Consider the following 15,040-nt stretch of genomic DNA (forward strand, 5'->3'; position numbering starts at 1 on the left):
GTCACAGCGAGCCCGCCGGCGCTCCTGCGCCCAATCCGGCCACGAGGCGCTCCATCGCCACGGCGCGCGACCCCTTGATCAGCACCGCATCGCCGGCCCGCACCATGCCGCGTACCACCGGCAGGGCAGCCTCGACGTCGGGCACCCAAACGAGGGCGTCGGCCGGCATCCCGGCGGCCATCGCTCCCTCCACGTAGCCGCGCGCCGCGGGTCCCACCGCCAGCAGCACCGCGGGACGCACGGCCGCGGCTGCCCGGCCGACGTCGCGGTGCAGCTCGTGCGCCTGTGGCCCCAGCTCGCGCATCTCCCCCAGCACCAGCACCCGTCGCCGCGCGCCGCTCACCTGATCCAGCACCTCGAACGCCGCCCGCATCGACTGGGGGCTGGCGTTGTACGAGTCGTCGACCACGAGCACGTCGTCGATCAGCACCACCTGCTGGCGCATCGCGGGTGGACGCGCCTGGCGCAGTCCCGCGGCCACCTCGGCGACCGGCAGCCCCAGCGCCACACCCACGGCCGCCGCCAGCACCGCGTTCTGGACCTGGTGACGCCCGGGCAGCGGCAGCAGCACCTCCGCCTGCTCGCCGCCGCCGTGGAGCACGAAGCGCATGCCGTCGCCCGCCGGCGCGACGGCGGTGGCGCGGACGTCGGCGTCTGGCCCCAGGCCTGCGCGCAGCACCCGACTGCGGACGTCGCGAAGCACGCGCGGGGTCCACGGGTCGTCGGCGTTCACGATGGCGAGGCCATCGTCGGGCAGGCTCTCGAGCAGCTCGGCCTTGGCTGCCGCGATCGCCTCGTGGGAGCCCAGCAATTCCAGGTGCGTGTCGCCGATGAGGGTAACGACGCCCAGCTGGGGCCGCGCCATGGCGGCCAGGGCGCGAATCTGCCCGCGGCCACGCATCGCCATCTCCAGCACCGCCACCTCGTGGTGTGGTCGCAGCCCCAGCAGCGCCAGCGGCACACCGAGCTCGGCGTTCCACGACTCTGCGGTACGCGCGACCCGCCAGCGCCGCGCGAGCACGTGCGCCGTCAGGGCCACCGTCGTGGTCTTCCCCACGCTGCCGGTGATCCCCACGACGACCGGTGCCAGCTGTCGCCGCCACAGCGCCGCCACCGCCCCCAGGGCCCGCAGCGTATCGTCGACCACGATGGCCGGCAGCCCGCGGGCTGCCGGCGGCTCGCTGACCAGCGCCAGCACGGCGCCCCGCGCGGCCGCATCGTCCACGAACCGGTGCCCGTCGGTGGTGGTCCCCCGCAGTGCAACGAACAGATTGCCGGGCGCGGCCGTGCGACTGTCGATGGTCACGCCGGTCACCGCCGCGGGCACCGCGCCCCCCGGCGGCACCACGAGCCGGCCGCCGGTGGCTGCCACCAGGTCGTTGACCATCAGGCGGACGCTCACGGCGTGGCCGTCCTTCCCGCCGGCATCCCGGCCCGGAGGAGCGCGCGGGCAACCTGCCGGTCATCGAAGGGGTGCTTCACCCCGCGAATCTCCTGGTACGGCTCGTGTCCCTTGCCGGCGATCAGGACCAGATCGCCGGCCCGCGCCGTCGCCAGAGCCAGGGAGATCGCCCGGCGCCGGTCCGGCTCGACCATGACCTCCACCGCGCGCCCTGCGGCACCCTGCACCACGCCCGGCCGGATCTCCTCGATGATCGCCAGCGGGTCTTCCCCGCGCGGGTTGTCCGATGTGACGACGACGACGTCGCCCCACTCGGCCGCGATGCGGCCCATCAGCGGCCGCTTGGTGCGATCGCGATCGCCACCGCACCCGAACACCACGATGAGCCGACCGGCGGTGATCGCCCGTGCGGCGCGCAGCACGTTCTCGAGCCCGTCGGGCGTATGCGCGTAGTCCACCACGACCCCAAACGGCTGTCCTTCGTGCAGCGCCTCGAAGCGCCCCGGGATGCCCGGCATGGCGCCGAGTGCCTCGACCATCGTGGCCAGGGGCACACCCTGCGTGAGGCCGACGGCTACGGCCGCCAGCGCGTTGGCGACGTTGAAGGCGCCGACCAGGCGCAGGCGGACACGCGCCGTGCCCTGCGGCGTCTCGATCACGAACGTGCTGCCGCGCTGATCCAGCTCGACGTCGCGGCCCCGAACGTCGGCGGGCGCCCGCAGGCCGTAGGTGACGACGGGCGCCCGACTCACGCAGCGCATCACGGCCGCGGCCGGGTCGTCGGCGTTCAGGACGGTCCAGCCCGACGGCGGGACCATGGCGAACAGCCGCGCCTTCGCTGCGCGGTACGCCTCCAGGCTGCCATGGAAGTCCAGGTGGTCGCGGGTGAGGTTCGTGAAGACCGCAACCTCCACGCGCGTGCCGGCGACCCGCTCCAGCACCAGCCCGTGGGACGCCACCTCCAGGGCGGCGTAGCTGCACCCCCGGTCCACCATCTGCCGCAACGCGGCCTGCAGCGCCGGCGCCTCCGGCGTCGTGCGGTCACCGGGCATCGTCGCGCCGTCCACCACGACGCCCATGGTCCCGATGATCCCGCACCGCTGCCCGGCGTGGCGGAGGATCGCCTCGACGAGGAACGTCGTCGCCCCTTTCCCGTTGGTGCCGGTCACGCCGATCACCCGCAGGTGGCGCGACGGATGTCCGAAGAACGCCGCAGCCAGCAGTCCCAGGGCGCGACGGCTGTCGGCGACACGGATCCACGTCACGCCGGGCCGCGGCGGCACCGGGCGGTCCACCAGCACGGCGGCCGCGCCGCGCGCGATCGCCTCGTCGATGAACGCATGCCCGTCGTGCTGCTGACCCCGAAGGGCGGCGAACAGGAAGCCGGGGCGCACCTCCCGGGAGTGGTACGCCAGGCCCGCGATCTCCCGGTCCGCGTCGCCGGCCACCGACGGCGCGTCGAGCTCCGCCAGCAGCGCGCGTACCCGCATGCGGACGACCTCCCGAAAGCCCCCGCCCATTATAGCAGCCGCCCCCAGAGCCGACCGCCGCGCGTCTCAGCGATCCACCGCCGCTGCGGGCGCCACCCGCAGGTGCCACAGCGTCTGCGCCGCGATCGCCCGGAAGACCGGCGCGGCCACCACCCCACCGTAGTAGGCCCCGCGGGGCTCGTCGAGCAGGACGAACACGGCCAGGACCGGCCGGTCGGTGTGCACGATCCCCAGGAACGACGCGATGTAGGCGTCGGCCCGATACCCGCCGCCCGGCGCCGGCTTCTGGGCCGTTCCGGTCTTGCCCGCCACGCGGTAGCCGTCGAGCTTGGCCAGTGTGCCGGTTCCGCGCTCCACCACCTCGTCCATCATCGCCAGGACCTGCCGCGCCACCTGCGGGCTCGTGACGGCTCGCGCGGGCTCGGCCGCGGGCACGCGGATCGTGCGGCCCGCCGGGTCCCGGACCTGGCGCAACACGCGGGGACGCACCCACACGCCCTCGTTGGCCAGCGCGGCCCCGGCGGCCAGCATCTGCAGCGGCGTGACCGAGATCCCCTGCCCGAACGCGATCGTCTGCAGCCCCGGGCCCAGCCAGTGGTCCGGCGGGGGCACGAGCCCCACGGCCTCGCCCGGGAGCTCCACCCCGGTCGCGGCCCCGAAGCCAAAGCGGCGGATCGTGGCGTAGAAGCGCTCCTTGCCCAGCCGCGTGGCCACCATGGCGACGCCGACGTTCGACGAGTTGGCGATGATGTCGGTCAGCGTCTGCCGGCGGTAGACGCGCCCGTGCGCCTCGCGAATGAGGTGGCCGGCGACGCGGTACGTGCCGTCGCTGGTGAAGACGTCCTGCAGGCTCACCACACCGTGCTCCAGCGCCGCCGCTGCCAGGACCACCTTGAACGTCGACCCCGGCTCCACCACCGCCGCGATCGCGGGGTTGCTCCAGCGGGCGGGCGGCACCGCGTCGAAGCGGTTGGGGTCGAAGCCGGGCGTGGCGGCCACGGCCAGCAACTCGCCGGTCGTCGGGTCCATGACCAGGACGACCCCTGCCCGCGCCCGCGTCTGCGCCACCGCCAGGTCCAGTTCGCGCTCGGCGATGTGCTGCACCACCTGATCGATGGTCAGCACCACGTCCGCACCGTCCCGGGGTGGGCGGACGATCCGCTGGGTCTCGACCAGGGGGCGGCCCATCGCATCCCGCTCGACCGTGGCGCGCCCTTCAACCCCGCGCAGTTCCTGGTCGAACGCCAGCTCCGCGCCGGCGAGGCCCTGCGTGTCGAGGCCGGCGAAGCCCACGACGTGGGCTGCGAGAGGGCCGTTGGGGTAGACCCGACGGTACTCGGTGCGCAAGCCCAGCTGGGTGCCAAGGCGCAACGCCCGCACACGCTCGGCGACGGGCTGCGGCACCTTTCGGGCCAGCCAGACGAAGTGCTTGCGCCCGTCGAGCCGGGCGGCCACGTCCGCGACCCGCAGGCCCAGGATGGGTGCGACCGCGCGGGCGAAGGCCTGAGGGTCTGGGATCGCGGACGGGACGGCGTAGACGGACGGGGCCTCGACGGTCACCGCCAGCGGACGCCCGGCGCGATCCAGCAGCCGGCCCCGGACCGGCGCCAGCACCACCGTCTCCTGCTGCTGACGCTCGGCCAGCGCCTCGAGCTGGCCGGCGTCGAGGACGTGCAACGTGATCAGCCGCACCGCCAGCGCCAGCATGGCGACCGCCATGGCGCCGCCCACCACCACGGCCCGGGTCCGAATCAGCCGGTGGTGCGCGCGCTCCTCGCGGGCGACACGAAACGAGCGACTTCCGGACCGCTCACCCGCCCCAGGCGGCCGCCGATGACGGTGGCCGGTCATCGCCGCCGCGCGCGCGCCTCGGCCTCACGGTCCGCGAGGAGCCCGACCAGCCGGCGCAGCGTGCTGGGTGGCGCGGGCGCCTGGGCCCGTGCCGTGGCCGGCCCGATGGTGATGGCGGCGAGCTGCGGCTGGCGGGGCGGCACCATGCCCAGCTCTGTGGTGGCGATCCGTTCGATCCGTTGCGGGGCCCGCAGCGCCGAGGCCATCGCGGCCAGCCGCGCCTGTTCGGCGCGCAACTGCGCGACCTCCCGCTGGAGCCGCAGGATCGCATAGCCCGTCTCCGCTCGCTGGGCCCGCTGGGCGACCAGGAACAGAGCGGGCAGGGTGCAGAGCACCGCCATCACCATCGCACCGGCCACCGGCGACAGACGCCGTCGGCGTCCCCGGCTGCGACGGATCGGCCGGTCGGGGATCCAGACCGGGTAGACCCGGGCGTGCTGCGCAGTGGCGTTCATGACGGCGGAACATCGCGCCGCCAGGGACGAGAGCGCCGGAAGCCGGGTGCCGGAGGGGAAGCGTCAGGCAGGATGGAGGGGAGGGTGGGATCAGCGCTGTGTTGCCCGGCCTCCGGCGCATCTGTCGAACCGTCGTGGGGCAAGCGTTCCGCAACCCGCAGCTTCGCACTGCGCGCCCGCGGGTTTCGCGCGAGCTCGTCGGCCGACGGCGTCTGGGGCCGGCGCGTCAGCACGCGCAGCCATCGCCGTCCGCCGCAGGTGCAGGTGGGGCTCCCGGGAGGGCAGGTGCAGCCACGGGAGAGACGCAGGAAGGTGTGTTTGACGAGACGATCTTCCAGGGAGTGGAAGGTGATGACGCAGAGTCGACCGCCCCCCCGGAGAGTCCCCACCGCATCGGGCAGTGCGCGTTCGAGGTGTTCGAGTTCCCGATTGACCGCGATCCGCAGGGCCTGGAACGTGCGCGTCGCCGGGTGCGTCCCGGGTGGCCACGCGCGCCGGGGAATCGCCGCGGCGACGACCGCCGCCAGCGCGTCGGTGGTCGCCAGAGGCCGGTGCGCCACGATCGCCCGCGCGATCCGCCGCGCCCACCGTTCCTCGCCGTACCGCCAGATGAGGTCGGCCAGGGCGTCCTCCGACAACGTGTTCACCAGCTCGGCAGCCGTGTGCGGCTCACTGCGGTCCATGCGCATGTCGAGCGGCCCCGACCGGAGGAAGCTGAACCCGCGGTCTGGCGTCTCAAGCTGCAGCGACGAGACTCCAAGGTCCATCACGATCCCGTCCACCGCCTCTATCCCGAGGTCCGCGACCACCTGGCGTATCGCCGCGTAGTTCGCGTGTCGAAGCTGGACTGCCGCGCCAAACCGCGCGAGCCGACGCGCCGCCACCGCCAGGGCCTCGGGATCGCGATCGATCCCGATCAGCAGCCCGCCGGGCACGATCCGCGCCAGGATCGCCTCCGCGTGGCCGCCACCGCCGACCGTGGCGTCCACGAACACCCCCCCTGGCCGCGGGGCCAACCAGGCGAGGACTTCCTCGAGCATCACCGGAACGTGTCCGGTGGCGTCAGCGGTCCCCGCCGCCATCCGTCCTAGATGCTCAGTTCCTCGATCTGCTCGGCGATCTTCGGCGCCGACTTCCTGGCCTGCTCGAGGTAGGTCTGCCAGGTCGCGAGGCTCCAGATCTCCACCCGGCTGACCAGACCTACCACCACGACCTCCCGCTCGATCCCCGCGTGCTGCCGCAGGTGTGGCGGCAGCGTGATCCGCCCCTGGCGGTCCAGGTCCAGGTCAACGGCACCGGCCAGCAGGTACCGCATCACGTCCCGTTTGCTGGTCGAGAGCCGTTTCAGGGCCTCTTCGACCCTGGCCCACTCCGTGGGCGAGTACACCGTGACGCACGGGTCGATGCCCCGGGTGGCGATCACCTGGTCGCCCAGCGCGCGCCTGAACCTGGGGGGCAGCACGACGCGGCCCTTCTCGTCCAGGGCGTACTGGAACTCTCCTCGGAGCATCCCCACTCCTCACCACTTTGTCCCACGCTATTCTCCAGGTTCCCACAAACTCCTCCTGGTAGACGCGAACCAACTCGGAAATTTTTCCGCCGGCGTCGACATGCAGCCCTCGGCCAGCCGCAGCACGGCCGCCATGGACGTGTCGGGTCCTGCTGGCGGCTGTGCGCCGGTCGGACCTAGATGTCGTTGCTCCTAGCCACGGCTCGCCCACATCTAGCAACGGCGATACAGCGAAACTGTGAGCGCGGATGTGCCGTCCTGCTGACCAGGACACCGCGCGGGCGCCGTGGAGCCGCCAGGTTGGGGGACACATCCTTGTGACACGCGGGCGTACCGGTGAGAGCACGTGGGTCGCGCGCCCGGCGTGCGCTGAACGTCACCTGCCGGTGCAGGGGCGTTCGGGGTTAGGCCTGGCAGTCTCCCCTGTGGCCCGTACTCGCGTTCGGTGGGGAGCTCGTGCCGAAGGGTCTTCGGAGTACGATTGGCAGGTCCTGACCGCTGCCGGACGCCGTGTGCGCCTCATAGCCCGTGCCGGAGGTTCTTCGGGTTAGGTTGACAGTCTTCGGCGCTCGTGGGCTACGACGGGGTGCAGACGCCCGTGCCGGGTTAGGATTGACGGAGGACTGGCGGCGGCCAGCTGCTGCCCTGCGCGCCCCCGGACGGGATCGTCAGGAGAACGGGATCGTCAGGAGCGGTAGGTCAACCCCGAAGTGCGGCCGGGGCGCTGGTGGTATCGCGACGTTGGGGGCCCGGACCGGATCGCTGCCACCGAGACTACAACCCCAACTGAGCGGCCGGTGGGTGGTGGCGTCGTGGCACCACCGAGGCGCTGCTTGTCAGTCGCGTGGCCTGGACCGTGCGCGGGCCTCTCCCGGTGCTGGCGGCTGTAGCCGTCCGATGCGGCCTCGTACCCTGCGCAACAGCCACTGGGCCTGCTCTCCCAGACCGAGCACGCCGTCCAGTTCGTGGCGGAGCGCGATCCCTTCGGGCGTGTCGGCGATCGCGGGGCTCGGGTGCGTCACCACCATGATGCCGCCGTCTGGCAGGATCTCGACCATGAACGCCAGCGAGGTGAGCACGCGGGCCGGCCCCACTCTGGCCACAAGCTCAGGTCCAAGGAAGTTCGCCCACTGGAGCAGTGGGGGCTCCACCTCCCCCGCCCCCCCGAGGCCCTCCCACTCCCCGGACCCGACAGCGCCCCAGGGAGCCTCGAGAAAGAGGTAGAGCCCCTTGCACACCCCCAGCAGCCGCTCGACTTCCTGACTGGAGGACAGCGTGTCCGCCGGCACGACAAGCCCTACGCGTGTCGGGCTGGTCCGCGGGTTCGGGCTGATCGCAAGCGAGAGCACCGGCTCCGGCGTGTTCTCGGCCACGCGTAGAAAGGTGGCCTCCCCGGCGGCCCCCAGCTGCTCGAGGAGCGCGGCGGACCGCGTCCCGGTCAGCCGATGCAGGGCTCCGTCGGCGGCCCGCCGGACCAGCTGCGGCGCGTAGGGGCCGCCCTGCGCCTGCAGGGTGTCCAGAATCGCTCTCACCATACCCGGCTGGATCGGACGGTCGACGACGAACCGGGCCACCACCTGTCCCGGCACCTTGCCCCACCTCGCCTTCGCTTCCGGCTGGTGAGATACAGGTGTAGCGCCCCGATCTCTCCGCGGTCTCTCACGCCGTTGCAGGGCGGCATGATGACACCCCGTGGGCGCCCGCCCGCGTAGGGGGCAACCGCGGCGCTGCGGGGACGCTGGGGGGCTCTGGGCTTTCAGGTGCAAGCTCGCAGGAAGCCCTGCCTGCTCCCTGGAAGCTTGCAGGAGTCTGAACGAAAAGCGCGTATTTCAATAAAGTAACCGGACCGACAGCGCAGCAGGTGCGGCACTCCACGCCGCCGAGCCGCCTCGTCGCGAGAAGCTCGTGGAAGTCCACGATTACGAGGCGCGCGTCATCGTAAGCGATCCATAGCGCCGCCTGCACGAGAGCGTACCCGCCGAGGTGGGGAATGAGGATTATACGCGCTCTCAGCAATGCGATAGCGCGTGGGTTGTTAGTGTACAACGATCGCGAGATCTAAGACCGTCGGTCTGGTTCTTCTTTTTTGAGATGATGCAGACGATCTCGCCACCCGTCCAATGGTTCACGTTGGCCGTCATTGCGACAGCTGAAGTAGTTCTGGCATTTTCTTTGCATCAAGTATCGTGGCAGCTGTGGCACGAATTGTTGCTTTTCTACATCGTGACCGTAGTAGCGTACTCAGTACGTGTACCCGATCCTAGAGGTGGTGCTGTCACACCTAGCGATGTCCTCTCATATCTCGCGACCTACCTTTTCAATCCCCCTACAGCTCTGCTGGTCGTTGGGACGGGGCGTACGTTGGGTTACGTGGTTTCCCGAGGATGGATACCGTGGCGGGCGCTGTTGAACGGCGCACAGATGGGAATCAGCGTTGCAATCGGTGCACTAGTATTCTCTGCGTTGGGTGGCACGCCCGGCCACATCGACTTGGAAAAAGGACACCTGGCGCTGGTTGCGGCGCCGCTCGCGCACCAAGCGGCGAACAACTTTTTCTACGCGTACAGCTTCAGCAGATGGCGCGGAACAAGTCTGTCAGCTATTTGGCTCGTCGGGATCCGGGATCTTTTTTGGCCCAACCTACTGCATATTCCGACTGCCATATTTTTAGGGATCCTCACCACAAGAGTGACAGCCTTTGCGATTGTGCTGTACATGCTTTTGCTCCCGTTTCAGTGGCGGGCGTTGCGGCTTTATCTCGGAAGAAGACAGCTCTATGCTCAGATCGTAGACAGGCTTGTAGTGGCGATGGATGTCGACTTTCCTTCGAGCGGAGCGCACGCGAGAAGGGTCGCGGCCATCGCAGTGGCAATTGCAGAAGAAATGCGCTTGGGTGAGACTCACGTCGAGGCCATTCAGTTTGCTGCCCTATTACACGACGTAGGGCTAATTGGGAAGGTGGATCTGTTGCAAAAGCATCGATTTGATTCGGAAACGAGTAGGAACTTCGAAGAGCACGTATACGTGGGTGCGAGCATCGCACAAGAACTGCCACGCAAGGATATCGGACTGTTGGTGCTCCACCACCACGAGCGCTACGACGGGCAGGGATACCCGAAGGGGCTCAAGGCAGACGCGATCCCCTTGGGGTCACGGGTGATTGCTGTGGCTGAGTATGTAGATAGTATGAGGTTCGGTCTCCCCCCCTATACCGTTGCGTCCGAGGAATCAGATGTGATTGCTGCCGTTCGAAACGAGAGCGGGCGCGCATTCGACCCGGAAGTCGTTGATGCTTTTTTGCGGGCCGTTGCCAAAGGACTGTTCGTGCGATTGGGAGAAAAGACAGCGTTCATCCCGTAGCACTCTGGAGCTGCGCATGACGATAGATTGGGTTACTCATTTCGGATCCTCGCTGTGGAGCGCCAGTTTGGCTGTAGCGGGCGCTGGTTTTTCGGCCGGTGTAGCTCTCCTGGCGGTGACCACATCGCAAGCGTGGGTACCCTTGCTACTTCTCTTGGCTCTTGGGGTTATTGGGGACATTTTCCGCATACGTTTGAGTCACCATAGTGAGATTGCGCTGCGGTCTGTTCCTGCTTTCGTTGCGCTCTGGAGTATTGGGGTGCCGGCGTACTTGCTCGTCGGCTTGTCGCCGCTAGCCGTCCTTGGAGCGATCCGCAGGGATAGGGAATGGGCGCAAACCTTTGCACGCGAGGCAACATCTCTTTGGGTCGGGCTGGGCACCCAGGGCATCGTGGAGTCAGTCATCTTCCACGTGTCCTCCTCCGAAACGACGGAGAGCCTTTTGGTGCACATGTCTGGCCCACTAGCTTACTGGGTGTCGACCTTGGTGATGCAGGCGTTCGCTATTCACCGCCAAGAAGGCGTGGCGTATCGTTCACTCGCGCGCGGACTTAGCCGCGAGGCCTTACCCCACATTTTCGTGCTGAGTGCCGCCGCAGTCACGTTAGGGTACTTGCTGGATAGGTTTGGAGCCGCAGCGATGGCCGTTGCGGCCGTGGTCCTAGTCGAAGGCTACTATCCATGGAAACTTGTCGGTGAGCAGAGTGGGCTGCTTCTCACCAGCCTTCAGATGATGGCGCAAGCCGTAGACCTCAAGGATCCTTACACGTCCAATCACTCGCAGCGAGTGGCGCGCCTTGCAGTTCGGCTTGCGCGGGAACTGGATTTGTCAGAGGCGGAGGTGGAGCGCGTTAGGATCGGTGCTTTGCTACATGACTTAGGCAAGATAGGAGTGAGCAACGAGATCATTCGGAAGCCAGGGAAACTAACCTTAGAGGAATATCGTGCCGTCATGAAGCACTCAGAAGTCGGTGCGGACATTATCGAACCCCTTGAGATTCTTGGGGACTCCGCAGCCATGGTGCGACACCATCACGAGCACTGGGACGGATCGGGGTATCCAGATGGCCTAGCTGGGCGAGCTATTCCACTGGGCGCAAGAATCATACTTGTGGCCGACGCGTTCGACGCGCTTACGACGGACAGGCCCTATCGCAAAGGTACGAGTCCGGAGAAAGCCCTAGAGGTAATTCGAGCAAACGCGGGCGTGCAATTTGATCCAGACGTAGTAAGGGCTCTTGAGCGTATAGTCACGCGGCACGGATCGAGTAGCGTGACGTTGTGAAAGGACAGCTGGAAATCGTGAGATAGTGCACGGGAGCGTAGGCATATGAAAAGCGCTGCCCTGAGGCTGTTTGGCCGCTTTTCGTTAACAATGTCCTCGCATCAAGTTTCTCTGGGTGACAAAGAAGAAGCGTTGCTTGCCGTTCTTGCCCTGGGAGACGGAGGCGCCACTCCAAGATCTCGTGTGGCAGGGATGCTTTGGCCCGACCACTCAGAGTCTCGGGCACGGGCAAACCTGAGCACCGTTATCTGGCGGGTAAGAGCCGCAGTTAAGCGACACGACCTACGGGGCGATCTACTTTTGTCAGATGCGTCTCGCATTTGGTTAGACACGTCACGTATTTGGGTGGACGTTCAGGAGTTTAGGAAGGGAGCAATTGCCAAGCCCGGACAGTTACTAGACCTAGAGGCGTTGGGGCGCGCGGTAGCCAGTATGGAGCTCTATGTTGGAGACCTGTTACAAGACTGGGACTATGAGTGGTGCGTGTTGGAGCGGGAGTCACTCCGCGAACTCTACCTTTGCACCGCCGAGGCGGTCATCGACGGTTTCGAGCAACGGCATAGATGGGACGTTGCGCTTAGATGCGCCCGCAAGGCGATACAGATGGATCCCTATCGGGAGCGGCTCCAGCGTGCGCTAGTGCGTCTCTTGCTGCGAAGTGGAGACCGGGCAGCGGCTTTGGCACAGATCTCTAGATTCGCCAGACTGGTAAGACACGAATTTGGTGTCGAACTCGACAACAGCATTCTCGACCTTTCTCGTGCGATGCGAGGGTCTCATCCGTGGCTGTCCCGCACGGAGGGCAATCCAATTGCACAGAGCCACTTTCCTCCTGCGCGAGAGCTTCCTTTGATTGGACGTCTTGTCGAGAGACAATGCCTCCTTGCCGCTCTTGAGAGAGCAAGAAACGGCAAGGGCACTGGGATCTTCATCACAGGTGACGCCGGTATGGGCAAGACGAGGTTGCTCAACTGGTTTTTGGAGGAGTGGGCTGCTTTCGGTGGCATCACGAAGCGGGGCCGGTGCATCGAATTTTGTCAACCGGTGGCTTATCATCCGGTCAAAGACCTCCTCGGGCTTGAACTCTCTGGCCAGCATGAAGCGCACTCAGTTGAAACCGGTGTAGGAACCAGCCCCAACGACAATTACTCTGGGCCTGCCAAGAGCGGTGCTCGGCTACACTTCACGCAGGTGATGTCGAAAGTTGAGGCGCTTACGACTCAGCGGCCGGTCCTATTAGTCATCGAGGACGTACAGTGGGCCGACGCCTATACCGTTGACCTCGTCGCATTCCTCCTGGAGAGGGCCAATGGTCTTCGCCTTGTCGTAGCAGTTAGCGCGAGCTTGCCGCTGACTTCGTCCCAGGTCGCGCTGCACTATCGCCTGCAGCGCTGTGCGGACATTGCATTGAGACTGGCACCCTTGACAAGGTCAGAAATTGCCGAGCTGGTTAGCAATGTTGCGGCAGGTCTGGAGGATCCGGCTCGGGCTATTGATCGAGTTTGGCTCGAATCGGAAGGCAACCCTTTTATCGCCTTGGAGGTTCTTAAAGTCATTGGCACCCGGAACAAAACCTCCGATCGACGCATGAGGGTCTCGGTACTACCAGGGAATGCTGCGTCATCCGATGCAATGCCTGATGCAGTCCGTTCACTCCTACAGCGGCGCCTGTGTGGGCTTCCTCCGGACGCACGGACGGTTGCCGAGGTCGCCTCCGTGCTAGGGCGAAGTTTTGATTTGGAGGTACTCACCGGACTCGCAGGTATAGAGACACGTGAACTGCAGGCTGCAGTGGAACTGCTAGATGCTGCCGGTGTGTTTCAGCGCGAACAGTCAACCATTAGGTTTTCGTTAGAGCAATACCGCCTCCTGTGCTACGAGCGCCTGCCTCCGCGCGACCGCGTGACGTATCATCAAAGAGCTTACAAGATTCTGCTACCGCGTGGCGACGCCGCGGCTACAGAGCTAGCTTGGCATCAGTATGCATCAGGATGCCTTAAGAGAGCCGCACGGTGGTGGGAGGCGGCGGGTGATCGGGCGGCTGCCGCGTACCAGTATGAAGTGGCAGACCGGGCTTACAGCATGGCAGCGGAGTGCTGGAAACGAGTTAGTCGCCGAGGTGCAACTGAGAGTGTTACTTGTAGCGAGTTTCGAGTACTGAGCAAACTCGACGAAGTAATGACAGTGATGGGACGAACTCGAGAGCGGCGTGAAGTACTTGATGAGATGAGAGCGCTGGCTTCGCGGGATCCCTCCAAGAAGCTTTTGGCTTCCTGGTATCTCCGCGCCGCATGTTTTGACGAGCACGTAGGCAATTTTGATACAGCAGTGCGACTCGCAAGGAGAGCCTGGCATCTGGCTGGTAGTCTCAGAGCGCAGGATCTGCAGGTGACAGCTCTACGAGACTTTGCATGGGCGCTGAGTAGAGCGGGCCGGAATTGGAGAGCCCTGGCGGCCTTCAGGGCGTGCCTGAGACGGGCGCGATACGCAGAACCACGCGAAGTCATTACGGCGCTTTGGCAGACTGCCGTGGTATGCATCAAGCTATCTGATTTCGCACTGGCCTCGGCGTGCCTAGAGCGGGCCAAGTTAGCAAGCAAAGTATCAAGTTTCGTGCATGAAAGTTCGGAGATATTAGGTGTAGAAGCGATTGCGGATAAATGGATGGGCAGGCCAGAAGCAGCGAGAGAAAAACTAAGCCGTTCGATGAACATCGCGAAGAAGAGACGTGACCGTGTGATGATAGCTCGTCTCGACTTTCACCTGGCAACGCTTGATTGCCTTGAAGGACAGCTTGGCCAGGCTCTGTGTAGATTGCGCAGAGCCATTGTGGCAAGTCGTGAGATGGAGTATGTGAGGACGCATCTTTCCTGCCTTACCGAAGTTGCCAGCGGGCTTGGCCGTGTGATAGGCAGCTTTGAGTTGGCCCGGATGGCGGTACGGCATGCTCTTAGAATCGCACACTACACTCAAAGCCGATTTCTGTATGCTGTTTGTAGAGATGCGGAGGCGCAGTTACTTATCGAAGAAGGGCGCTTCGCTGAAGCGGGATTCGTGGTAGCGGATGTGTTTGAGACGCTTAAGGCTGCGGGATATCCTGTGGCTGGCCTGTCAGAGGCGGTGATGCGACGCGGCGTCATCAGTCTGCTCCTTGGACAGGTCGAGACGGCGCTCGCGGATCTGGAGACAGCAGCGAGGCTGCAGTCTCAAGCCGGCGATCGGCTCCTTCTGGTCAACTGTTTGAGCTACTTAGCAGCAGCCTATGCAGCGATTGGCAACATGGCATCCGCCCTCGCCGTGTCCACCGATGCGGTTCGACTGCTTCAAGCAACTAATCACGCGAACCCTCAACCGCAGCGGATCTATTGGCACCATTACCTGATCCTCAAGTGCATGGGCCTAGAACCACGTGTGCCGTACCTACAGAGGGCGGCAGAACTGATTGAAACAAGGGCCGTCACGCTCTCACGGGCACAACAGCGGCGGTTCAAGACGGCGGTTCCATTGAACCGTGAGATCTTGGCGGCCTGGGAACACTATCGGCAGACTGGCGCAGAGTTGGAAGCGGTCGACTTGCGCGGGGGAGTCTTGCCAAATCCGATGGGAAGGCTGGATGGTGGCGTGCCTGTGTCCGCGAAGGCTCACCCGACGGAATGCTTGGGAACCGTCTCCTGACCCCGTGTGCCG

The 15,040-nt window shown here is 66.0% G+C and carries 9 protein-coding genes and 1 pseudogene; 3 read left to right on the plus strand and 7 right to left on the minus strand.

The annotated features are described in order from the left end of the window. Nucleotide 1: 1 nt before the first annotated feature. From murF to QN157_14395, 7 genes and pseudogenes are all read right to left on the minus strand, one after another. The gene (murF, locus tag QN157_14365) at nucleotides 2-1,402 is read right to left on the minus strand and encodes a UDP-N-acetylmuramoyl-tripeptide--D-alanyl-D-alanine ligase (protein MDR7556775.1); all 1,401 of its coding nucleotides are present in this window, start codon (nucleotides 1,400-1,402) and stop codon (nucleotides 2-4) included. Beyond that, a complete protein-coding gene (locus tag QN157_14370) occupies nucleotides 1,399-2,892 on the minus strand; it encodes a UDP-N-acetylmuramoyl-L-alanyl-D-glutamate--2,6-diaminopimelate ligase (protein ID MDR7556776.1) in 1,494 nt (497 codons plus the stop codon). The genes murF and QN157_14370 overlap by 4 nt, the downstream gene beginning before the upstream one ends. A 66-nt stretch (nucleotides 2,893-2,958) precedes the next feature. After that, complete coding sequence (locus tag QN157_14375) at nucleotides 2,959-4,611, minus strand: penicillin-binding protein 2 (GenBank protein ID MDR7556777.1); 1,653 nt, start codon at nucleotides 4,609-4,611, stop codon at nucleotides 2,959-2,961. Between the two features lie 128 nt (nucleotides 4,612-4,739). After that, nucleotides 4,740-5,198: a cell division protein FtsL gene (locus tag QN157_14380; protein MDR7556778.1), complete on the minus strand. Its 459-nt coding sequence runs from the start codon at nucleotides 5,196-5,198 to the stop codon at nucleotides 4,740-4,742. A 140-nt stretch (nucleotides 5,199-5,338) separates the two neighbouring features. Continuing rightward, nucleotides 5,339-6,280 (minus strand): annotated as a pseudogene (gene rsmH / locus QN157_14385) (16S rRNA (cytosine(1402)-N(4))-methyltransferase RsmH). A gap of 5 nt (nucleotides 6,281-6,285) precedes the next feature. Continuing rightward, nucleotides 6,286-6,708 (minus strand): division/cell wall cluster transcriptional repressor MraZ, encoded by a 423-nt coding sequence (gene mraZ / locus QN157_14390; protein ID MDR7556779.1) that lies wholly within the window; start codon nucleotides 6,706-6,708, stop codon nucleotides 6,286-6,288. Nucleotides 6,709-7,544: 836 nt separating this feature from the next. Continuing rightward, complete coding sequence (locus QN157_14395; protein MDR7556780.1) at nucleotides 7,545-8,297, minus strand: hypothetical protein; 753 nt, start codon at nucleotides 8,295-8,297, stop codon at nucleotides 7,545-7,547. Nucleotides 8,298-8,799: 502 nt separating this feature from the next. Here QN157_14395 and QN157_14400 point away from each other — a divergent pair. The 3 genes from QN157_14400 (at nucleotide 8,800) to QN157_14410 (ending at nucleotide 15,028) form a co-directional block, all read left to right on the plus strand. Then, entirely contained in the window at nucleotides 8,800-10,068 is a 1,269-nt protein-coding gene (locus tag QN157_14400) for an HD domain-containing protein (protein ID MDR7556781.1), read from the plus strand. 259 nt (nucleotides 10,069-10,327) lie between these two features. Continuing rightward, nucleotides 10,328-11,353 (plus strand): HD-GYP domain-containing protein, encoded by a 1,026-nt coding sequence (locus tag QN157_14405; GenBank protein ID MDR7556782.1) that lies wholly within the window; start codon nucleotides 10,328-10,330, stop codon nucleotides 11,351-11,353. A 192-nt stretch (nucleotides 11,354-11,545) separates the two neighbouring features. Beyond that, nucleotides 11,546-15,028, plus strand: coding sequence for an AAA family ATPase (locus QN157_14410; GenBank protein MDR7556783.1), 3,483 nt, complete (start codon nucleotides 11,546-11,548; stop codon nucleotides 15,026-15,028). Nucleotides 15,029-15,040: the final 12 nt, after the last annotated feature.

Source organism: Armatimonadota bacterium (assembly GCA_031459855.1).
Lineage (GTDB): Bacteria > Sysuimicrobiota > Sysuimicrobiia > Sysuimicrobiales > Humicultoraceae > Fervidifonticultor > Fervidifonticultor primus.

What these genes read in the sequence shown, in the direction of transcription:
- mraZ (MDR7556779.1), bottom strand. Translation starts at nt 6,708, where the DNA reads ATGCTCCGAGGAGAGTTCCAGTACGCCCTGGACGAGAAGGGCCGCGTC.
- QN157_14380 (MDR7556778.1), bottom strand. Translation starts at nt 5,198, where the DNA reads ATGAACGCCACTGCGCAGCACGCCCGGGTCTACCCGGTCTGGATCCCC.
- QN157_14410 (MDR7556783.1), top strand. Translation starts at nt 11,546, where the DNA reads ATGCTTTGGCCCGACCACTCAGAGTCTCGGGCACGGGCAAACCTGAGC.
- QN157_14370 (MDR7556776.1), bottom strand. Translation starts at nt 2,892, where the DNA reads ATGCGGGTACGCGCGCTGCTGGCGGAGCTCGACGCGCCGTCGGTGGCC.
- QN157_14400 (MDR7556781.1), top strand. Translation starts at nt 8,800, where the DNA reads ATGATGCAGACGATCTCGCCACCCGTCCAATGGTTCACGTTGGCCGTC.
- QN157_14375 (MDR7556777.1), bottom strand. Translation starts at nt 4,611, where the DNA reads ATGGCGGTCGCCATGCTGGCGCTGGCGGTGCGGCTGATCACGTTGCAC.